This is a genomic window from Alcanivorax sp. IL3 (assembly GCF_047495465.1).
Taxonomy (GTDB): Bacteria; Pseudomonadota; Gammaproteobacteria; order Pseudomonadales; family Alcanivoracaceae; genus Alcanivorax; species Alcanivorax jadensis.
In genome coordinates this window covers 790,001-812,256 of record NZ_CP179931.1, presented here as the reverse complement: position 1 = coordinate 812,256, position 22,256 = coordinate 790,001, and the positions used below count along the sequence as shown (strand labels likewise).

General features: G+C 55.8%; 14 protein-coding genes, 5 tRNA genes and 2 rRNA genes (1 of these 21 cut by a window edge). 1 reads left to right on the top strand and 20 read right to left on the bottom strand.

From position 1 onward, the window contains the following. Window positions 1-124: 124 nt before the first annotated feature. The 18 genes from rpoC to ACMG4M_RS03690 form a co-directional block, all read right to left on the bottom strand. Complete coding sequence (rpoC, locus tag ACMG4M_RS03775) at window positions 125-4,327, bottom strand: DNA-directed RNA polymerase subunit beta' (RefSeq protein ID WP_035250670.1); 4,203 nt, start codon at window positions 4,325-4,327, stop codon at window positions 125-127. Window positions 4,328-4,425: 98 nt separating this feature from the next. Continuing rightward, window positions 4,426-8,568 carry a DNA-directed RNA polymerase subunit beta gene (gene rpoB, locus ACMG4M_RS03770; protein WP_035250667.1) on the bottom strand — a complete coding sequence of 1,381 codons (4,143 nt, stop codon included), beginning with the start codon at window positions 8,566-8,568 and terminating at the stop codon, window positions 4,426-4,428. 146 nt (window positions 8,569-8,714) lie between these two features. Further along, the gene (rplL, locus tag ACMG4M_RS03765) at window positions 8,715-9,092 is read right to left on the bottom strand and encodes a 50S ribosomal protein L7/L12 (RefSeq protein ID WP_035250664.1); all 378 of its coding nucleotides are present in this window, start codon (window positions 9,090-9,092) and stop codon (window positions 8,715-8,717) included. A gap of 65 nt (window positions 9,093-9,157) precedes the next feature. Next, window positions 9,158-9,688: a 50S ribosomal protein L10 gene (gene rplJ / locus ACMG4M_RS03760; RefSeq protein WP_035250661.1), complete on the bottom strand. Its 531-nt coding sequence runs from the start codon at window positions 9,686-9,688 to the stop codon at window positions 9,158-9,160. A 306-nt stretch (window positions 9,689-9,994) separates the two neighbouring features. Next, window positions 9,995-10,690, bottom strand: a complete 696-nt coding sequence (gene rplA / locus ACMG4M_RS03755; RefSeq protein ID WP_035250658.1) for a 50S ribosomal protein L1 — start codon at window positions 10,688-10,690, stop codon at window positions 9,995-9,997. A 3-nt stretch (window positions 10,691-10,693) separates the two neighbouring features. Then, window positions 10,694-11,122 carry a 50S ribosomal protein L11 gene (gene rplK, locus ACMG4M_RS03750; RefSeq protein WP_035250655.1) on the bottom strand — a complete coding sequence of 143 codons (429 nt, stop codon included), beginning with the start codon at window positions 11,120-11,122 and terminating at the stop codon, window positions 10,694-10,696. A gap of 116 nt (window positions 11,123-11,238) precedes the next feature. Then, window positions 11,239-11,781, bottom strand: a complete 543-nt coding sequence (nusG, locus tag ACMG4M_RS03745; RefSeq protein ID WP_062817990.1) for a transcription termination/antitermination protein NusG — start codon at window positions 11,779-11,781, stop codon at window positions 11,239-11,241. 9 nt (window positions 11,782-11,790) lie between these two features. Then, window positions 11,791-12,165, bottom strand: a complete 375-nt coding sequence (gene secE, locus ACMG4M_RS03740) for a preprotein translocase subunit SecE (RefSeq protein WP_035250682.1) — start codon at window positions 12,163-12,165, stop codon at window positions 11,791-11,793. A gap of 43 nt (window positions 12,166-12,208) precedes the next feature. Next, a tRNA-Trp gene (locus ACMG4M_RS03735) sits at window positions 12,209-12,284 on the bottom strand. A 67-nt stretch (window positions 12,285-12,351) separates the two neighbouring features. Beyond that, a complete protein-coding gene (gene tuf, locus ACMG4M_RS03730; RefSeq protein ID WP_035250768.1) occupies window positions 12,352-13,542 on the bottom strand; it encodes an elongation factor Tu in 1,191 nt (396 codons plus the stop codon). 155 nt (window positions 13,543-13,697) lie between these two features. Then, window positions 13,698-13,773, bottom strand: a tRNA-Thr gene (locus ACMG4M_RS03725). A 43-nt stretch (window positions 13,774-13,816) separates the two neighbouring features. After that, a tRNA-Gly gene (locus ACMG4M_RS03720) sits at window positions 13,817-13,890 on the bottom strand. A gap of 66 nt (window positions 13,891-13,956) precedes the next feature. Next, window positions 13,957-14,040, bottom strand: a tRNA-Tyr gene (locus ACMG4M_RS03715). Between the two features lie 76 nt (window positions 14,041-14,116). Further along, a tRNA-Thr gene (locus ACMG4M_RS03710) sits at window positions 14,117-14,192 on the bottom strand. A gap of 83 nt (window positions 14,193-14,275) precedes the next feature. Next, window positions 14,276-14,926, bottom strand: a complete 651-nt coding sequence (locus ACMG4M_RS03705; RefSeq protein ID WP_035250701.1) for an SPOR domain-containing protein — start codon at window positions 14,924-14,926, stop codon at window positions 14,276-14,278. Window positions 14,927-14,942: 16 nt separating this feature from the next. Beyond that, the gene (locus tag ACMG4M_RS03700) at window positions 14,943-15,677 is read right to left on the bottom strand and encodes a type III pantothenate kinase (protein WP_035250698.1); all 735 of its coding nucleotides are present in this window, start codon (window positions 15,675-15,677) and stop codon (window positions 14,943-14,945) included. Further along, a complete protein-coding gene (gene birA / locus ACMG4M_RS03695) occupies window positions 15,674-16,645 on the bottom strand; it encodes a bifunctional biotin--[acetyl-CoA-carboxylase] ligase/biotin operon repressor BirA (protein ID WP_035250695.1) in 972 nt (323 codons plus the stop codon). Before birA ends, ACMG4M_RS03700 begins: the two co-directional genes overlap by 4 nt. Beyond that, window positions 16,642-18,330: an AMP-binding protein gene (locus ACMG4M_RS03690; RefSeq protein WP_232222158.1), complete on the bottom strand. Its 1,689-nt coding sequence runs from the start codon at window positions 18,328-18,330 to the stop codon at window positions 16,642-16,644. The genes birA and ACMG4M_RS03690 overlap by 4 nt, the downstream gene beginning before the upstream one ends. 385 nt (window positions 18,331-18,715) lie before the next feature. On the opposite strand from ACMG4M_RS03690, the gene ACMG4M_RS03685 reads away from it, so the two are divergent. Beyond that, complete coding sequence (locus ACMG4M_RS03685; RefSeq protein ID WP_035250691.1) at window positions 18,716-18,952, top strand: hypothetical protein; 237 nt, start codon at window positions 18,716-18,718, stop codon at window positions 18,950-18,952. 319 nt (window positions 18,953-19,271) lie between these two features. Here the strand turns inward: ACMG4M_RS03685 and rrf are convergent. After that, window positions 19,272-19,387: ribosomal RNA gene (gene rrf / locus ACMG4M_RS03680) — 5S ribosomal RNA — on the bottom strand. A gap of 171 nt (window positions 19,388-19,558) precedes the next feature. After that, window positions 19,559-22,256, bottom strand: a 23S ribosomal RNA gene (locus ACMG4M_RS03675); it runs 194 nt beyond the window's last position.

Sequence of the window (22,256 nt, the reverse complement as noted above, 5' to 3'; positions counted from 1 at the left end):
GTGACAGAAACCGTCATCTGACAGCTCTGACACCCATTTACTGCCCATAGAACAGGGGGGCAGCGATTGTAGGGACCCCCCGGCATCACGTCAAGATGCCGGGGGTTCCGTCACTCGCCAGCAATCACTCGTCTGAGGAGCTGAGAGCCTCGGACAGGGCGGCTTCCACCTCGTCCATAGTGGGCGCTTCCGGCCCGCGTGCCTCGGCACGCTGACGGCGACGCTCCAGATGGTGAGCATAGCCAGTACCAGCCGGTACCAGACGCCCCACCACCACGTTCTCTTTCAGGCCGCGCAAATCGTCTTCCTTGCCGGTGACCGCTGCCTCGGTAAGAACCCGAGTGGTCTCCTGGAAAGATGCTGCAGAGATAAAGGACTCGGTAGCCAGGGATGCCTTGGTGATACCCAGCAACTGACGCTCGTACTGCGGCAGCATCTTGTCCTCGGCCTTGAGGTGTTCGATCTCTTCCATCACACGGGCATATTCCGCTTGCTCGCCCTTGATGAAACGGGACTCGCCCACTTCCAGGATCTCTACTTTACGCAACATCTGACGGATGATCGTTTCAATGTGCTTGTCATTGATCTTCACACCCTGCAGACGGTAAACCTCCTGCACCTCGTTAACGATGTAACGAGCCAGTTCAGATTCACCCATCAGGCGCAGAATATCGTGCGGGTTGAGCGGACCATCAGAGACCACCTCACCCTTCTCGACTTTCTCACCTTCGAAGACGTTCAGCTGACGCCACTTGTGAATCAGCTCTTCGTAGACATCACCACCGTCATCCGGGGTGATTACCAGGCGAACCTTGCCTTTGGTTTCCTTACCGAAGGACACGGTACCGGACTTTTCAGCCAGGATTGCCGCTTCTTTGGGGTTCCGCGCTTCGAACAGATCGGCAACACGAGGCAGACCACCGGTGATGTCACGAGTCTTGGAGGATTCCTGCGGAATCCGCGCAATCACGTCACCCACCGAGATGTTTGCACCATCTTTCAGACCACACAGTGCACCACCCGGCAACAGGTACTGGGCCGGCATATCGGTATTGGGCATCAATACCGGCTTGCCCTTGCCATCAACCACACGCACCACTGGGCGCATGTCCTTGCCAGCGGCAGGGCGGTTCTGGGTGCCCAGCATTTCGATGTTGGTCAGGCCGGTCAGCTCGTCGGTCTGGTGATTTACGGTGATACCTTCTTCCATATCACCGAACTGCACCTTACCTTCCACTTCCGCAATGATCGGGTGGGTATGCGGGTCCCAGGTAGCAACGACCTGACCGCCATCAACCTGATCACCTTCACCCACGGTCACGGTGGCACCGTAAGGCAGCTTGTAACGCTCACGCTCACGGCCAAGCTCATCCGCTACCGCCAGATCGGCAGAACGGGAAACGATCACCAGACCATCTTTGTGCTGCACATGCTTGGCGTTGTGGAAACGCACCTTACCGCCATGCTTGATCTGAATGCTGGATACCGCAGAAGCTCGGCTCGCCGCACCACCGATGTGGAAGGTCCGCATGGTCAGCTGGGTACCCGGCTCACCAATAGACTGGGCAGCGATAACACCAACCGCTTCACCGACGTTGACCTGATGGCCACGGGCCAGGTCACGGCCGTAACAGGTGGAGCAGACACCCCAGCGAGTGGCACAGGTGATCGGCGAGCGCACCAGCACTTCATCCACACCCATGGATTCCAGCTTGTTGACCCATACTTCGTCCAGCAGGGTGCCAACTTCGGCCAGCACTTCATCCTGACTGAGCGGGTTCATCACATCACGGGCCACAACACGACCCAGTACGCGCTCACCCAATGCCTCAACCACGTCACCGCCTTCGATTAGCGGCGTCATCAGCAGGCCTTCTTCAGTACCGCAATCCTCAGCGGTAACCACCAGATCCTGTGCCACGTCGACCAGTCGACGAGTCAGGTAACCGGAGTTCGCTGTCTTCAAGGCGGTATCGGCCAGACCCTTACGGGCACCGTGAGTAGAGATGAAGTACTGGAGTACGTTCAGACCTTCACGGAAGTTGCTGGTAATGGGCGTTTCGATAATGGAGCCATCAGGCTTGGCCATCAGACCACGCATACCAGCCAGCTGACGAATCTGGGCCGGGGAGCCCCGTGCACCGGAATCGGCCATCATGAAGATGGAGTTGAAGGAACCCTGCTCTTCATCTTCGCCGTCACGGTTTTTCACCACTTCGACGCGCAGGTTTTCCATCATTGCCTTGGCGATGTGGTCATTGGTACGCGCCCAGATATCCACCACCTTGTTATAACGCTCGCCGCGGGTCACCAGACCGGAAGCAAACTGCTCCTCAATCTCGCGCACTTCGTCTTCGGCAGCATCAATCATGGTGTACTTGGCATCCGGGATCACCATGTCTTCCACACCGATGGAGGAACCGGACAAGGTGGCCTCGCGGAAGCCCAGATACATGAGCTGGTCAGCAAAGATACAGGTCTCTTTGGTGCCGAGAATCCGGTAGCAAGTGTTAAGCAGCTTGGAGATGGCTTTCTTGGTCATGTTCTGGTTGACCATGGCAAAGCCCAGACCCGTCGGCACGATATCCCACAGCTTGCAGCGGCCAGGGGTAGTATCGGCAATAAAGGTGCGCTCTTCCACGCCGCCTTCCAGATCTCTTACCACTTCGTGAACACGCACTTTCACCCGGGCATGCAGATCTACCTGCTTGTTGGCCAGGGCGCGCATAACTTCTTTGGTGTCGGCAAAAATCTGGCCTTCACCCTTGGCATTTACCTTGTCACGGCTGATGTAGTACAGACCCAGCACCACGTCCTGGGTCGGGCCGATAATCGGCTCGCCGTTGGCCGGGGAGAGGATGTTATTGGTCGACATCATCAGCGCACGGGCTTCCAGCTGGGCTTCCAGGGTCAGCGGCAAATGCACCGCCATCTGGTCACCATCGAAGTCCGCGTTGAAGGCAGCACACACCAGCGGATGCAGCTGGATTGCCTTACCTTCGATCAGTACCGGCTCGAACGCCTGGATACCCAGACGGTGAAGGGTCGGCGCCCGGTTCAGCATCACCGGGTGTTCGCGAATCACTTCAGCGAGGATATCCCACACCTCGGCGGTTTCGCGCTCGACCATCTTCTTGGCAGCTTTGATCGTCGTGGCCAGGCCACGCGCTTCCAGCTTGGCGAAGATAAACGGCTTGAACAGCTCCAGGGCCATTTTCTTCGGCAGACCGGTCTCGTGCAGCTTCAGAGACGGACCTACCACGATCACGGAACGACCGGAGTAGTCGACCCGCTTACCCAGCAGGTTCTGACGGAAACGACCCTGCTTACCCTTGATCATGTCAGCCAGGGACTTCAGCGGGCGCTTGTTGGAGCCAGTGATGGCGCGGCCACGACGACCGTTATCCAGCAGCGCATCCACAGATTCCTGCAGCATGCGCTTTTCGTTGCGCACGATGATGTCCGGAGCGCTCAGGTCCAGCAGACGCTTGAGACGGTTGTTCCGGTTGATCACCCGGCGGTACAGATCGTTCAGGTCGGAGGTGGCAAAACGACCACCATCCAGCGGTACCAGCGGACGCAGATCCGGCGGCAGAACCGGCAGCACAGTAAGGATCATCCACTCCGGCTTGTTACCGGAATCCTTGAAGGCTTCCATCAGCTTGAGACGCTTGGACAGCTTCTTCAGCTTGGTATCGGAGTTGGTGGATTCCACTTCCTCACGGAGGATCTTGATCTCTTCGACCAGGTCCAGCTCCATGAGCAACTGCTGCACGGCTTCGGCACCCATTTTGGCTTCGAATTCGTCGCCGAATTCTTCCAGGGAGTCGAAGTATTCTTCGTCGGTCAACAGCTGGCCACGCTCCAGAGTAGTCATACCCGGCTCGGTGACCACAAAGGATTCGAAGTACAACACCCGCTCGATATCGCGCAGGGTCATATCCAGCATCAGGCCGATGCGCGACGGCAGCGACTTCAGGAACCAGATGTGCGCGGTAGGGCTAGCCAGCTCGATGTGACCCATGCGCTCACGGCGAACCTTGGAGAGGGTGACTTCCACGCCACACTTCTCACAGATCACACCACGGTGCTTGAGACGCTTGTACTTGCCGCACAGACACTCATAGTCCTTGATCGGACCAAAGATGCGCGCACAGAACAGGCCATCCCGTTCCGGCTTGAAGGTACGATAATTAATGGTTTCCGGCTTTTTCACTTCGCCGAAAGACCAGGAGCGGATCAGATCCGGCGGTGCCAGAGAGATCTTGAGTTTATCAAACTCCGTGACTTGTCCCTGACTTTTAAGCAGATTCAGCAGGTCTTTCAAGGCCAGTCCTCCGTAGCGAGCTTTACGCTCTCAATTCTTTCCTAAACCCGGGTAACAACACGAGCCGCTCTCCTCACGGGAGAGCGGCGCACATTGCTTCAGTCGTTTTCCAGCTCGATATTGATACCGAGAGAGCGGATTTCCTTCAGCAACACGTTGAAGGATTCCGGCATACCCGGGTCCATACGGTGATCACCATCCACGATGTTCTTGTACATACGAGTACGGCCATTCACATCATCGGACTTCACGGTAAGCATTTCCTGCAAGGTGTAGGCGGCGCCATAGGCTTCCAGCGCCCACACTTCCATCTCACCGAAACGCTGACCACCGAACTGCGCCTTACCACCCAGCGGCTGCTGAGTTACCAGGCTGTAGGAACCGGTGGAACGGGCATGCATCTTGTCGTCCACCAGGTGGTTCAACTTCAGCATGTACATGTAGCCCACGGTGACCTTGCGATCGAACTTCTCACCGGTACGGCCATCCCAGAGTTGCATCTGACCGGAACGGTCGTAGCCGGCAAGCTCCAGCAGTTCCTTGATCTCGAATTCCTTGGCACCGTCGAATACCGCGGTCGCCATGGGAACGCCACCAACCAGGTTCTGGGCCAGCTCGATGATTTCGTCATCATTAAAGCTGTCCAGATCTTCCGGTGAACCACCGGCACCTGCCTTGTTGTAGATCTTGTCGAGGAAGCTGCGGACTTCCGCCACTTTCTTCTCTTCGGCCAGCATTTCACCGATGCGCTCGCCCAGGCCCTTCGCAGCCCAACCCAAATGGGTTTCCAGGATCTGCCCCACGTTCATACGGGACGGTACACCCAGCGGGTTCAACACCACATCCACCGGCACGCCATGCTCGTCGTACGGCATATCTTCTTCCGGCATGATTACGGAAATCACACCCTTGTTACCGTGACGGCCAGCCATCTTGTCACCAGGCTGGATGCGACGCTTGATGGCCAGGTAAACCTTGACCACTTTCAGCACACCGTGAGCCAGATCATCGCCACCGGAGATCTTGGCCTGCTTGTCCCGATAGCGCTCGTCCTGCTCTTTCTTGTGCAGTTCCAGATACTGCTGGGCGCGCTCAAGCTGCTCGGCCACATCATCGTCGGCCGGGCGCAGTTCGAACCATTTTTCCGCGTCCAGGTTATTCAGGGCGTCGGCAGTCAGCTCAGTGCCACGCTTGAAGCCGGCGCCGCCGTTGACCTTCTTGCCCACCAGCACGGTGCGCAGACGCTCCATGATATCCTGCTGAACAATACGGAACTCGTCCTTCAAGTCCTTGCGGAACTGGTCCAGGGAGTCCTGCTCGATCTGCTTGGCACGCTCGTCTTTTTCCACGCCATCGCGGGTAAAGACCTGTACATCAATCACGGTACCCTTGACGCCGGAAGACACTCGCAGGGAGGTATCTTTCACGTCAGAGGCTTTCTCACCGAAAATGGCACGCAACAGCTTCTCTTCCGGGGTCAGCTGGGTTTCACCTTTCGGTGTTACCTTGCCCACCAGGATATCGCCGGCACCCACTTCCGCACCGATGTAAACAATGCCGGACTCGTCCAGCTTGGACAGTGCGGCCTCGCCCACATTGGGAATATCGGCAGTAATTTCTTCCGGGCCCAACTTAGTATCACGGGCAATCGCGGTCAGCTCCTGAATATGGATGGAGGTGAAGCGATCTTCCTTCACCACCCTCTCGGAAATCAGGATGGAATCCTCGAAGTTGTAGCCATTCCAGGGCATGAACGCGACGCGCATGTTCTGACCCAGAGCCAGCTCACCCATGTCCACGGACGGACCGTCAGCCATGATGTCCCGCGCGGCAACCTTGTCGCCCACCTTCACCAGCGGACGCTGGTTGATGCAGGTGTTCTGGTTGGAGCGGGTGTACTTGGTCAGGTTATAGATATCAACGCCGGCTTCGCCTTCGGTGACTTCATCGTCGTTAACACGGACGATGATGCGCGAAGCATCCACCTTGTCCACCACACCGCCACGCTCGGCAACCACACAAACACCGGAATCGCGCGCCACATGACGCTCAAAGCCTGTACCTACCAGCGGCTTGTCGGCACGCAGGGTGGGCACAGCCTGACGCTGCATGTTGGAACCCATCAAGGCACGGTTAGCATCATCGTGCTCCAGGAACGGAATCAGGGACGCCGCCACAGACACCACCTGGCGAGGCGAGACATCCATATGGGTAATGGTGTCGCGCTCCATCACGGTAAATTCGTAACGGTGACGCACAGTCACGAAGTCTTCTTCGAAACCGCCCTCTTCCGTCATCTTCGCGTCCACCTGTGCAATCACACACTCGGCTTCTTCGATAGCTGACAGGTATTCAATTTCTTCGCTGACCTTGCCATCAATCACTTTCAGGTAAGGCGACTCCAGGAAACCGTACTCATTAGCGCGAGCGTAGGTGGCCAGAGAGTTGATCAGACCGATGTTCGGACCTTCAGGGGTCTCGATCGGACACACACGACCATAGTGAGTCGGGTGAACGTCGCGCACCTCAAAGCCGGCACGCTCACGAGTCAGACCGCCTGGGCCCAACGCGGAAACACGACGCTTGTGAGTGATCTCGGACAGCGGGTTGTTCTGATCCATGAACTGGGACAGCTGGGAAGAGCCAAAGAACTCTTTAACAGCAGCCGCCACCGGCTTGGAATTGATCAGATCCTGAGGCATCAGGCCTTCGGATTCCGCCAGGCTCAGACGCTCCTTGACCGCACGCTCCACACGCACCAGACCCACACGGAACTGGTTTTCGGCCATTTCACCCACGGAACGCACACGACGGTTACCCAGGTGATCGATATCATCCACCACACCGTTACCGTTGCGGATATCCACCAGGGTGCGCAGCACTTCGATGATGTCAGAGGTCTCTTCGCCCATCTGTGCGAAGTACTGCTTGCCTTCCTCGTCACTACGGGCACTGAAGTAGCGACCGTCATAGAGGATGCCAGGACCGGTTTCATCTTCGCGACCGAGACGACGGTTGAACTTCATCCGGCCAACGCCAGACAGGTCGTAACGCTCGTCGGTGAAGAACAGGTTCTTGAACAGGTTCTCTGCCGCTTCCTTGGTCGGCGGCTCACCCGGACGCATCATGCGATAGATCTCGACCAGCGCCTCCAGCGGAGTACGGGTCGGGTCGGCACGCAGGGTGTCGGCCATAAATGGGCCGTTGTCCAGATCGTTGGTATACAGGGTTTCGAAATAGTCGATTCCGCCCTGCTCGAGCTTTTCCAGCGTTTCCGCAGTCAGCTCGGTATTACACTCCACCAGGATCTCGCCAGTGTCCTGGTCGATAATGGATTTGGCCAGGTACTTGCCCTGCAGGTATTCAGCAGGAATCTCCAGGTACTCGATATTGGCCTTTTCCAGCTGGCGGATATGGCGCGCAGTAATACGACGACCACGCTCCACCACGACCTCACCGTCAGCCAGGATATCGAAGGTCGCGGTTTCACCACGCAGACGCTCCGGCACCAGCTTCATACGGTAAATGCCGTCTTCCACTGCGATTTCGTTGGTCTCGAAGAACATCTCCAACACTTCGTCGGAGGTATAGCCCAACGCACGCAGCAGGATAGTCGCCGGCAACTTGCGGCGACGGTCGATCCGTACGAACACCTGGTCCTTGGGATCGAATTCGAAGTCCAGCCAGGAACCACGGTAAGGAATCACCCGAGCGGAATACAGCAGCTTGCCGGAAGAGTGAGTCTTGCCTTTATCGTGATCGAAAAACACACCGGGTGAACGGTGCAGCTGGGACACGATGACACGCTCGGTACCATTGATCACAAAGGTACCGTTTTCGGTCATCAGGGGCATTTCGCCCATGTAGACCTGCTGTTCACGGATATCCTTGATGGCGCCACTGGATTCCTTGTCATAAATGACCAGACGAATCCGTACGCGCAGCGGCGCAGCGTAGGTGGTACCACGAACAGTACATTCTTTTACATCAAAAACAGGCTTGCCGAACTCATAGCCGGCATACTCCAGCGCTGCATTCCCGGAATAACTTGAAATCGGAAATACTGACCGGAAAGCGGCTTCCAGACCCTGGTCCAGACGCTCTTCTGCACTTTTATCTTGCTGCAGAAATTTACGGTAAGAATCGAGCTGTATGGCCAGAAGGTACGGAACCTCCATAACCTTCGGAAGCTTGCCGAAATCTTTGCGGATCCGCTTTTTCTCAGTGAATGAGTATGCCATCTGCGTTCCTCAGCTGTTGATCTATCACCCTTGGGTGATATTCCTGTATGAAACCTCTCACACAGAAACGACAAAAGGCTGGCAGCCCTCAAGCTGCCAGCCGGTGCCTTTCCGCATTATTGTGGAAAGACATTGCGCAAATGCGCTTACTTGAGCTCGGCAGTACCGCCAGCCTCTTCGATCTTTTTCTTGATCTCTTCGGCTTCGTCCTTGGACGCGGCTTCTTTAACAGGCGCAGGAGCACCTTCTACCAGCTCTTTGGCTTCTTTCAGACCCAGGCCAGTTACTTCACGGACAGCCTTGATCACGCCAACTTTTTTGTCGCCGAAACCGGTCAGAACAACGTCGAACTCGGTTTGTTCTTCAGCGGCAGCAGCTTCGCCACCAGCAGCTGCAGGAGCAGCAGCAACAGCAGCAGCGGCAGTAACGCCGAATTTCTCTTCCATGGCCTCGATCAGTTCAACGAGGTCCATAACGCTCATATCGGCGATAGCGCCGAGGATATCTTCTTTGGAAACGGCCATTTTCAATCTCCTAAATCACCACACGGGCGATCCGATTGGATCGGGTAGTTACGCAGCCTGACAAATCAGGCGGCACTCTGTTTCTGGTCCTTGACTGCAGCAACCGTACGAACAAACTTGCCGGGCACCTCGTTGAGGGTACGTACAAATTTGGCCACCGGGGCCTGCATAACGGACATGAGCTGAGAAAGTGCTTCGTCGCGAGTCGGCAGCTTGGCCAGGACATCAATATCCTGAGGACCATACGCTACACCACCCACAGCCAGAGCCTTAACTTCCAGCGCGTCATTGTCTTTAGCAAAATCCTTGATGAGACGAGCAGCTGCGCCCGGATCATCCTGGGAAAAAGCCAAAACAGTGGGGCCAACCAGTACGTCGTTCAGACACTCATAATCAGTGTCTTTCACGGCGAACTTCGCCAGCGTATTACGTACCACTTTCAGGTACACGCCGGTTTCACGGGCCTTACTACGCAACTCAGTCATCTGAGAAACAGTGAGACCACGATAGTCAGCAACCACAGCAGACAGCGCTTCAGTAGCTACAGCATTAACCGAAGCAACAATCGCCCGTTTGTCCTCCAGATTCAAAGGCATGTTTACCTCCTGGATTCACAAACATTAACCGTCAAAATCGACTGCAATCTGATTTCGAGGCGGTCGCCAGGGTCGGTTTCCCGACCATTATCGCGGAGCCACAACCTGAACAGATCAGGAAACAACTACCGCGCCTGCGCAGGCGGTTACCCCTTAATCCCGGCTTGTTACTTGCCTCATAAAGGCAGACTCCAAACAGAACCGGAAACCTGCGGTCTTTGACGCCCCGACAAGACACTCATAAAGAGTGAGTCATCGGGATCAAAGCCCTTGCGAGCCTGGCCAACTGCTCCAGGCTCAAATTACTTACATCGCCAGAGACGCCGGATCGATATTCAGACCGGGGCCCATGGTGGTGGACAGGGTTACTTTCTTGAAGTAAGTGCCCTTCGCGGAAGACGGCTTGGCTTTCTTCAGGTCAGCCAGCAGTGATTCCACGTTTTCCTTGATCGCATTGGAGTCGAAACCCACTTGACCCACGGTGCAGTGCACAATGCCACCCTTGTCGGTGCGGTAACGAACCTGGCCACCCTTGGCGTTTTTCACTGCCTGGGCGACATCAGGAGTCACAGTACCCACCTTCGGGTTAGGCATCAGACCACGGGGACCCAGGATCGTGCCCAGCTTGCCAACAACACGCATGGCATCCGGGGACGCGATCACTACGTCAAAGTTGATTTCGCCGCCCTGAACCTGCTCGGCCAGGTCGTCAAAGCCGACAACATCAGCACCAGCTTCTTTCGCTTCTTCTGCCTTGGCGCCCTGAGCAAACACCGCTACACGAACGGTTTTGCCGGTACCATGAGGCAGCACAGAGGCGCCACGAACATTCTGGTCAGATTTACGCGGATCAACACCCAGGTTGACCGCCACGTCCAGAGATTCCTTGAATTTCACCGTGGACAGCTCGGCCAACAGGGCCACCGCTTCTTCCACTTGATAGAGCTTGCCAGCTTCTACTTTTTCCCGGATGGCACGGGTACGCTTGGACAACTTAGCCATTGGTTAACCCTCCACATCCAGACCCATGGAACGGGCAGAGCCCGCGATAGTGCGCACGGCAGCATCCAGATCCGCAGCGGTCAGATCAGGCTCTTTGGCCTTGGCAATCTCTTCCAGCTGCGCACGGGTTACCTTGCCCACTTTCTTGGTGTTCGGCTCACCGGAGCCGCTCTTGATACCGGCCGCTTTCTTCAGCAGGTAAGACGCCGGCGGCGTCTTCATGGTGAAGGTAAAGGAGCGGTCGCTGTATACGGTGATCACAACAGGAACCGGTGCACCGGCATCCAGCTGCTGAGTCTGGGCGTTGAACGCCTTACAGAACTCCATGATGTTCACACCGTGCTGACCCAGAGCGGGACCAACCGGCGGGGACGGGTTAGCCTGAGCAGCTGCAACCTGCAGCTTGATGTAGGCTTGGACTTTCTTCGCCATCGTAAGACTCCTTGGGTGCAAACGCCGCGCCAGATGCGGGCTCCCCTCAGGTTGTCAAAACACCCCGGCCACTTTTCAGCGACCAGGGCACCTAAATTAATACTGCCGAAACAGGATCAGGTTTTTTCGACCTGACCAAACTCCAGCTCTACCGGCGTGGAGCGACCGAAGATCATTACAGCCACCTGCAGGCGACTCTTTTCGTAATTCACTTCTTCAATCACGCCATTGAAGTCAGCGAAGGGACCGTCGTTGACACGTACGACTTCGCCAGCCTCAAACAATGTCTTCGGCTTCGGCTTCTCTACCGCATCATCCATACGACGCAGAATGGCATCCGCCTCTTTCTGGGTAATTGGTGAAACACGGCCCGGATTTTTCGGGTCCTCACCAATAAAGCCCATCACTTTCGGGGTTTCTTTTACCAAGTGCCAGGAGTCATCACACATCTCCATCTGCACCAGCACATACCCTGGAAAGAACTTACGCTCGGACTTGCGCTTTTGACCGCCCTTGATTTCCACCACTTCTTCGGTAGGAACCAGAATCTCGCCGAAAAGCTCCTCCATAGAACGCAATTTAACGCGCTCTTCCAGGGCGCGTTTTACGTGCTTCTCGAAACCCGAATAGGCATGTACCACATACCAGCGCTTTGCCATGTTTACCCCTTAGCCAATAACCCAGGACATGAGCCCACCGAGGATCCAGTCGAGCACAAACAGCAACAGGGCCACAATCACAACAAAGACAAGAACAATCATCGTGGTTTGCAGGGTTTCCTGACGCGTCGGCCACACTACCTTGCGCAGCTCAACCATGGAATCCTTGCGTAGCTGATTGAACGCCTTGCCCTGCTCGGTCTGCAGAGCAAAAAACACTGCGACCAGGGCAACAGCAACAACACCGACCACCCGGTAAAGAGTGGGCTGCTCGGAGAAGTAGCCATTACCGACAACAGCAGCGGCCACCAGACCAACTACCAGCAACCACTTCACCGCCTCGAAGGCGGCAGAGCCGGAACGTGCTTCTGTTTTCTCGCTCATCTTACGATGCACCCCACCACCCAAGCGGCAGCCTTGGGAAAATTGGCAGGCCAGGAGGGACTCGAACCCCCAACAGCCGGTTTTGGAGACCGGTGCTCTACCAATTGAACTACTGGCCTGTAACTCTGAAACCTTTAAATAAAACAGGGTGACAGGCTAGCCCGCCACCCTTTTTCACCGCGATGATTACTCGGTGATTTTGGCAACCACACCGGCGCCAACGGTACGACCACCTTCGCGAATAGCGAAGCGCAGGCCGTCTTCCATGGCGATCGGAGCGATCAGCTCAACGTCCATTTGCACGTTGTCGCCCGGCATTACCATTTCGGTACCTTCCGGCAGGGTACAAGCACCCGTTACGTCAGTGGTACGGAAGTAGAACTGCGGACGGTAGCCATTGAAGAACGGAGTATGGCGACCACCTTCGTCCTTGCTCAGCACGTACACCTCAGCGATAAACTTGGTGTGCGGCTTGATGGAACCCGGCTTGGCCAGAACCTGACCACGCTCAACGTCATCACGCTTGGTACCACGCAGCAGAACACCAACGTTCTCGCCTGCACGACCTTCGTCGAGCAGTTTGCGGAACATTTCCACACCGGTACAGGTGGTCTTGGTGGTGTCGTGGATACCGACGATCTCGATTTCCTCGCCCACCTTGATGATGCCACGCTCTACACGGCCGGTTACTACGGTACCGCGACCAGAGATGGAGAATACGTCTTCGATCGGCATCAGGAACGGCTGATCGACAGCACGCTCCGGCTCCGGGATGTACTCGTCCAGGCACTCAACCAGTTTCTGCACGGCAGGCATGCCGATTTCGCTGGTATCGCCTTCCAGTGCCTTCAGGGCAGAGCCCTTGATGATCGGCGTGTCGTCGCCCGGGAAGTCATAGTCGCTCAGCAGTTCGCGAACTTCCATTTCCACCAGCTCGAGCAGCTCTTCATCGTCAACCATGTCCGCTTTGTTCAGGAACACAACGATGTAAGGTACGCCAACCTGACGGGACAGCAGGATGTGCTCGCGGGTCTGCGGCATCGGGCCGTCAGCGGCGGAACATACCAGGATCGCACCGTCCATCTGCGCGGCACCGGTGATCATGTTTTTCACATAATCAGCGTGACCAGGGCAATCTACGTGGGCGTAGTGACGAGTCGGGGAATCGTATTCCACGTGAGAAGTTGCAATAGTGATACCACGCTCACGCTCTTCCGGGGCATTATCAATACCATCGAAAGCAATGGCGCTACCGCCCCAAACTTCTGCACACACGCGGGTCAGCGCGGCGGTCAGAGTGGTTTTACCATGGTCAACGTGACCAATGGTGCCTACGTTTACGTGCGGTTTATTACGTTCGAACTTTTCCTTTGCCACGACTCTTCACCTCTTAACTTGGCTGTGCTTCCTCGCCATATGGCGCGCATACACCCGATAAAGACACATTTAAGGACTGTATTGATAAACACAGACCACCTTGGCACCATCAAGACACATGAAGCCGGACCCAGGATATACCTGGGCCCGGAAATTGGAGCTCTTGACCGGATTTGAACCGGTGACCTCACCCTTACCAAGGGTGTGCTCTACCTACTGAGCTACAAGAGCATAACCTTCACGCCATCTTGCGATGACCAAACCCTACCGGAGCTGGAGCGGGTAGCGGGAATCGAACCCGCATCATCAGCTTGGAAGGCTGAGGTTCTACCGTTGAACTATACCCGCACACTTTCCGATGCCTGCCAGCCTTCCGGCCACTCAAGCCATTCAATGAACGACTTGCTTTTAATCTGGTGGAGGGGGGAGGATTCGAACCTCCGAAGCTTTCGCGTCAGATTTACAGTCTGATCCCTTTGGCCACTCGGGAACCCCTCCAGAAAAGGGCCTACATTTTCTTTACGGACCAACCACTTGTCAACCTGTTTTCAAGTAGTTAGACACGTTTAAAAGCTGGAGCTGGCGAGAGGAGTCGAACCCCCGACCGGCTGATTACAAATCAGCTGCTCTACCAACTGAGCTACGCCAGCTCACAAGGGTTGCGAATTCTATAGAAAGGACCATGGCGGCGCAATCCACTTGGAGATCAAACGCCTAATAATTACCCAGCAATTCAGGAGCAGGCCACCCAATCCAGCTTAAGAGACTGATTTGCCTGAAGAAAGATATTGAGCTCCGGTTTTTCTTCTGGCTTCTGATCGGCCAGATAAACCCAGTATTCGGTCACCGCTCGCGATGTTTCACGCACAAAGGCCGGATAACCCGCATTGCGCATCTTTACGCGCAAGCCTTCTGCCGATTCAGCACTGGAGAAATAACCCAGAGAAATGGCGTTGGCATCTTCACCATCCTTGACGACGAAGCTGTCGACACCATGATCTTGCAGCTCGTGCAACACCCTCAGCGCACGCTCCCTGTCCGCATAGGGCGGCAGGTACACCCAGTTAAGGCGATCCTTCTGGATGGTCAGCGCTCGCACCCGACCAGGCAAGCCGGCAGCCTTGAGCTGCACTGCGCCGGCATGGGCCGCATCACGGGACTCCCAAGGCCCTACCACTGCACACAAGGACCCGCTTTCCGGCCTACGCGCCCCCTCTCTGGTCGGCTGGGATCGCTCCGAAAGCAACACCAGCGGATCTCCTCCTGCAGACTGAGCCGGCGCACGCAGTGATACCGCCGCCTCCCCCGGCGCCAGACTCTTTGTGAGCTGCACCCCCAGATAGACCAGATTCACGACCAGCAAGCTGTAAAATATCCACCGCACCGGTGTTCCCCCACCATTATTGTTGTCGGGCTGCCACGCGCTCAAGACCATCAAGGACCAGGTCGGGCATATGCAGAAACTCGAACTGGAAAGCACCTGTCAATTTCGGGGCATCACCGCCAGTCACCAGCACTTTACAAGTATCTTCAAGCACTTGGCGCAGTTCAACCACCACCTCCGTGACGAAGGCCACAGACATGCGCAACAAACCATTATGCACACACTCCCCGGTCGACCGGCCCAGGGCCGGCCGGGCCGCGGCAGGCTCAATATGCACATCAGAGGTATCACGCAACAGGGCCGTACGCAGCATGCCCAGCCCCGGGACAATATACCCCCCCAGAAACCGCCCCTTGCCGTCTACCGCGTCAATGGTCAGCGCACTACCGCAATCGATAATGATACTGGCCCCGTAACACTGGTAGCCCTCTATCATCGCCACCCAGCGGTCCACCCCCAACTTGCGAGGCTCCGGATAACAGCTACGCACCCCGAAATCTTCCGCGCATGAATAATAAAAGCACGGAGACACCCCGGTGCGCTCAGCCAACAGATTAGCGATCTCGGCATCTGCCGATGGCCCCGCCACCGACGCTATCCAGATTGACTCGATGTGTCCGCCATCTTTCAGCAGGGTGTCGATAACCACAGGCCAGTCTCTGCCATGACGACAACCTCCCTGCTCAACCTTCTCGCCCTGGCGAAACCGCCATTTCAGGGCGGTATTACCCACATCCACAAACAGTTTCATCGAACTCTCAAACTCACTTCACCGCCATACACTTCACGCACACCTTGCGCGGTTTCCACGCGCAACGCTCCATCTGCCAGAACACCCGCAGCCTCACCCAGAATCATCTGATCACCGGACTGGACCTGCACCGACTTTCCTCGCACCCCATCATAGCGATCAAAGGCATCCAGAAAAGCGGCAAAACCTTGCTGCGAAAAACGCGGCAGCATATCCAGCAGATGAGATAACACACAAGCAGCCAACACCGTCCGCGATGGCATCTCTACAAGCTCGCTGGCCAGATCTGTCCACACCTGATCAATACCGCGGGCCTGATGGCCCGTCATGCGGCCATTCACCCCGACACCAATGACCACATCCACCTGACCATCCATCTCGCCGGCAAGCTCAATCAGTACACCGCCCACCTTGGCGCCATTGATCAGCAGATCATTGGGCCATTTCAAGGTTACCGGCAACTGCGGATCCAGCTCCTGCAACGCCTGAGCCACAGCCACACCAACTGCCAGGCTCAGCCCGCCGAGAGCGGCAAACCCGCCACTAACCGGGAAACGGATGGAAAAATACAGGTTGGCTGCAAAGGGAGACTGCCACTGCCTGCCCCGCCGGCCACGGCCAGCCGTCTGGCACTCGGTGACAAATACCTGTGGTCGGCGCACCGGTCCAGCCAACGCCAGAGCATCAGCATTGGTGGATTCAGTCACCCACTGGTAGTGCAGCTGCGCACGTTCACCCAATTCTGCTTGCAGGGAAATCTGGTCAATCAGGTCGACAGACTGGGCCAGCCGATAACCCTTTCCCTTGACGGATTCCAGCGCCATGCCGAATTCCTCAAGACGCTGGACGCGCTTCCAGATGGCAGCCCGGGAAATCCCCAGAGCCTGACCCAATTCTGAGCCGGAACGGAACTGCCCATCAGAAAGAAGGCGGATCAATTGCTGATCCGCCTCTTTGAGAGTGCTCAAGCTTCCCAAACCACCCCTTTGGTTTTCGCCCACTTGGGGATGTCATCCGCATAACGTTTTTCAATTTCGTTACGCTTCAGCTTCAAGGTAGGAGTAATCAGGTTGTTTTCGACGGTCCAGGCGTCCTTGCAAACCACCAGAGTCGTCATGCGCTCATGGGGATCAAGCTCATGATTCACACGGGTCAGCAGCGCCTCAAGTTCCTTGGTGAAATGTTCTTTTTCACTGCCTTTGGAGAGCTTTTCCTGCTCTTCCGGGGTAATGTTCAGCAGGGCAATCGGCTGGCCCATGCCCTGCCCGATAACACAGGACAACTCCAGACCTGGCTGTGTAGAAAGGCGGTTTTCAATCGGTGCCGGCGCCACATACTTACCTTTTTCCGTCTTGAAGATCTCTTTCACGCGACCGGTGATACGCAACCGACCCTTCTCGTCGATCTCGCCCACATCACCGGTATGCAACCAGCCGTCTTCTGTCAGGTCTTCAGCAGTCTTGTCGGGCTGCTTGTAGTAGCCCTTCATGTTACCCAGGCTACGCACCAGGATCTCACCGCCATCACCGATGCGGCATTCCACGCCGTCATTGGGGGTGCCTACCCAACCGATTTTCTGATCACCCTCTTCGGTGGTATGCGACCAGGCCAGATTCTCGGTCATGCCATAGACTTCGAGGATTTCCAGGTCCAGCTTCTTGAACCAGGTGATAATGTCTGGAGACAGCGCGGCAGCGCCGGACAGCGCGATACGGCACTGATCCAGGCCCATCGCCCCCAGCACTTTCTTCTTGATCACTTTGTTCAGGAAGGGAATCTTCAACAGTTTGTTCAGCTTCTTGGGCGGCACCGCCTCAGAAGCCTTTTGGTAGAACTTGGACCAGATACGCGGCACCGCGAAGAATACTGTCGGCTGGGCGCGCTTGATGTCTTCGCCGAAGGTCTCCAAAGACTCGGCAAAGAATATCTTACCACCCACATATAGCTGGGCAATTTCCACCGCCACACGCTCAGCCACGTGGGAAAGCGGCAGATAGGAAATCATGCGCTCTTCCGGCGTCAGGTTATACACCTTGATCATCTTCTCTCCGACGATGGAGAAAGACTGGAAGTCATGCATAACGCCCTTGGGCATGCCCGTGGTGCCCGAGGTGTAAATAATAGTCGCAATATCCTCCATGGCAGGTTCGGCCACTTGTTCAATCGGTGCCGTATCGCGGATGATATCGCCCCAGTTGGGGAAATCGTTCAGCGCATCGCGGGGAGCGAGGGTAAAGGCCACTCGCTTGACACCCTCCGGCACACCTTCTTTCATGATGTCCCAGTCATCCAGCTTGCCGACGAAAAGGAATTTGGACTCGCTGTGCTCCATGATCTGGCGGACCGTTTCTGCAACCAGTGTCGGGTACAACGGCACACTGACTGCGCCTGCCATCCAGATAGAAAGGTCGGCAATAATCCATTCCGCACAGTTTTTGGAAACCAGCGCCACGTGGTCGCCCTTCTGCACCCCTTGCGACTGCAGGTAAGCCGCCATTTTGCGAGCTTCATCATTGATCCGGGCCCAGGTATAGTCCTGCAGCTCACCACCACCCATGGGCTGAACCATGGCCACTGATTGGCCCTGCTTCTCGCAACGCTGCTCCAGCGCCTTGAGCGGGCTCATTACTGCTGCCTTATTATCCATTGTCATAATTCTTAACCTTTTCCCAAGTCCAAACGTATCGATACAGCCCGTTTTCGCGGGTCTGGTGCAGGCCTGCCCTGCAAAATCGCAATAATCATTGCCCCGGTGCCGGATGCCGATCCAGCCACCGCCGTGCTGGCGCCCTGTTACGCAGCGCCCAGCTTGATTCAATAAACCCCAACCATACCACTTTCATCGCTAGCGATGGAGCCTTTACAGCAGCAGATGGCACGGTTATCACCACGCTTATCGCTGGTAGCGTCCAGCATAGAATGGCCGCCAGCGTGGATAAAGCCCCTCTTGGTTTAATAATGTTTACGGCCTTTCTCTTGCCAGAGCTGCCCCCCTGATCGCACCCTGAAAGTTACCGAATACACAGGGAGCAGAGAGCATGTTTCTTAAAGAGCGGAAAAGTGGTCATCTGGTGCAGGTTGTCGACCTCACGGAACTGGTCAACCCTTTACGTAGCCAAGTCACAGGGCGTTACCACCACGGCGAAGAAGCACAGGAAGCAGAGCCATTCAACAAGGGAGACCTGGTGTTCCCCTCTGGCGAGACATTGCCAGGATGCTGGGTGGATTCACATTATCGGGATGACGAGATTCCAAGTACCGGGATGGGGGTCTAGACGCGGCCTTCTATCCAGGCTGAGCGGGCTGGATTCGGGGCGGGGGTTTGGCGCGGCGGACTAATCTAGCGATGTTATGGCTGCGTGGCGAGGGGAGGTCTAGCTCGTAGCTCGTAGCTAGAAGGATGACCTACTTAGGTAGCAAGCAAGCTTGCTATCCCTTCGGGACGCCTGCGGCGCCTACACCCTGGCACCTGCGGTGCATCGGATGTCACATGGCGGTTTCGCCGCGAGGTAGGGAGAGGAGCTCACCGTGATCCTAAATAAAACAAAAAACCCCCGACACTTTCGTGGCGGGGGTCTTTTGTTTTATTTAAGAGCCTGACGATGACCTACTCTCACATGGGGAAACCCCACACTACCATCGGCGATATGTCGTTTCACTTCTGAGTTCGGCATGGGATCAGGTGGTTCCAACACTCTATGGTCGTCAGGCAAACTGGTTTAGCTTTCGCTAAATTAGGTTGCCTCGCCGGTGTACAACATTGCTCACCGGCAAAGCCAATTGGGAATGAGAAGTTTGCTACTCAATGACGCAAGCGTCTAATCTCTGACACCGTATCTTTGCGGTCCTGGCTCTGCGAGCCGAGACTGCTTTGGTGTTATATAGTCAAGCCTCACGGGCAATTAGTACTGGTTAGCTTCACGCCTTACAACGCTTCCACACCCAGCCTATCAACGTTGTGGTCTTCAACGGCCCTTTAGGGGGGTCAAGCCCCCAGGGAGATCTCATCTTGAGGGAGGCTTCCCGCTTAGATGCTTTCAGCGGTTATCCCGTCCGAACGTAGCTACCCGGCAATGCCACTGGCGTGACAACCGGAACACCAGAGGTTCGTCCACTCCGGTCCTCTCGTACTAGGAGCAGCTCCTCTCAAATCTCCAACGCCCACGGCAGATAGGGACCGAACTGTCTCACGACGTTCTAAACCCAGCTCGCGTACCTCTTTAAATGGCGAACAGCCATACCCTTGGGACCGGCTTCAGCCCCAGGATGAGATGAGCCGACATCGAGGTGCCAAACACCGCCGTCGATATGAACTCTTGGGCGGTATCAGCCTGTTATCCCCGGAGTACCTTTTATCCGTTGAGCGATGGCCCTTCCATACAGAACCACCGGATCACTAAGACCTGCTTTCGCACCTGCTCGACTTGTAGGTCTCGCAGTCAAGCACCCTTCTACCTTTACGCTCGTTGCACGATGTCCGACCGTGCTGAGGGTACCTTTGTGCTCCTCCGTTACTCTTTGGGAGGAGACCGCCCCAGTCAAACTACCCACCACACAATGTCCCCGATCCAGATAATGGACCTAGGTTAGAACCTCAAACATGCCAGGCTGGTATTTCAAGGACGACTCCACGATGACTAGCGTCACCGCTTCAAAGTCTCCCAGCTATCCTACACAAGCAGGTTCAAAGTCCACTGTGAAGCTATAGTAAAGGTTCACGGGGTCTTTCCGTCTAGCCGCGGGTACACAGCATCTTCACTGCGATTTCGATTTCACTGAGTCTCGGGTGGAGACAGCGCCCCCATCATTACGCCATTCGTGCAGGTCGGAACTTACCCGACAAGGAATTTCGCTACCTTAGGACCGTTATAGTTACGGCCGCCGTTTACCGGGGCTTCGATCAAGAGCTTCGCCGAAGCTAACCCCATCAATTAACCTTCCGGCACCGGGCAGGCGTCACACCCTATACGTCCGCTTACGCGTTTGCAGAGTGCTGTGTTTTTAATAAACAGTTGCAGGGGCCTTTTCACTGCGACCGCCAATAGCTCAGAGAGCAAGTCTCATCACCGTCAGCGGCGTACCTTCTCCCGAAGTTACGGTACAATTTTGCCTAGTTCCTTCACCCGAGTTCTCTCAAGCGCCTTAGAATACTCATCCCAACCACCTGTGTCGGTTTGGGGTACGGTTCCTTATAACCTGAAGCTTAGAAGATTTTCCTGGAAGCATGGCATCAACCACTTCCCGGTCACAAAGGACCAGTGGTCTCGGTTCTCAGCCTTAAGGTGCCGGATTTGCCTAACACCTCAGCCTACGACCTTTCCCCGGGACAACCAACGCCCGGTAGGTATAGCCTTCTCCGTCTCTCCATCGCAGTTATAAGAAGTACGGGAATATTAACCCGTTTCCCATCAGCTACGCATTTCTGCCTCGCCTTAGGGGCCGACTCACCCTGCGCCGATTAGCGTTGCGCAGGAAACCTTGGTCTTTCGGCGTGGGAGTTTTTCACTCCCATTATCGTTACTCACGTCAGCATTCGCACTTGTGATACCTCCAGCATGCTTCTCAACACACCTTCACAGGCTTACACAACGCTCCCCTACCACGTGCACTAAGTGCACATCCGCAGCTTCGGTATCCAGTTTGAGCCCCGTTACATCTTCCGCGCAGGCCGACTCGACTAGTGAGCTATTACGCTTTCTTTAAAGGGTGGCTGCTTCTAAGCCAACCTCCTAGCTGTCTGAGCCTTCCCACATCGTTTCCCACTTAACTGGAATTTGGGGACCTTAGCTGGCGGTCTGGGTTGTTTCCCTCTTCACGACGGACGTTAGCACCCGCCGTGTGTCTCCCGGATAGTACTCACTGGTATTCGGAGTTTGCATCGGGTTGGTAAGTCGGGATGACCCCCTAGCCGAAACAGTGCTCTACCCCCAGTGGTATTCGTCCGAGGCGCTACCTAAATAGCTTTCGGGGAGAACCAGCTATCTCCGAGCTTGATTAGCCTTTCACTCCGATCCACAGGTCATCCGCTAACTTTTCAACGGTAGTCGGTTCGGTCCTCCAATGCGTGTTACCGCATCTTCAACCTGCCCATGGATAGATCGCCCGGTTTCGGGTCTAATCCCAGCAACTAAACGCCCTATTAAGACTCGGTTTCCCTACGGCTCCCCTATACGGTTAACCTCGCTACTGAAATTAAGTCGCTGACCCATTATACAAAAGGTACGCCGTCACCCCACAAAGAGGGCTCCGACTGCTTGTACGTACACGGTTTCAGGTTCTATTTCACTCCCCTCTCCGGGGTTCTTTTCGCCTTTCCCTCACGGTACTGGTTCACTATCGGTCAGCCAGGAGTATTTAGCCTTGGAGGATGGTCCCCCCATGTTCAGTCAAAGTTTCACGTGCTCCGACCTACTCGATTTCACCTGATCAGATTTTCGGATACGGGGCTATCACCCACTATGGCCGGCCTTCCCAGACCGTTCTCCTAATCATTCTCAGACTTAAGGGCTAATCCGCGTTCGCTCGCCGCTACTGACGGAATCTCAATTGATTTCTGTTCCTAAGGGTACTTAGATGTTT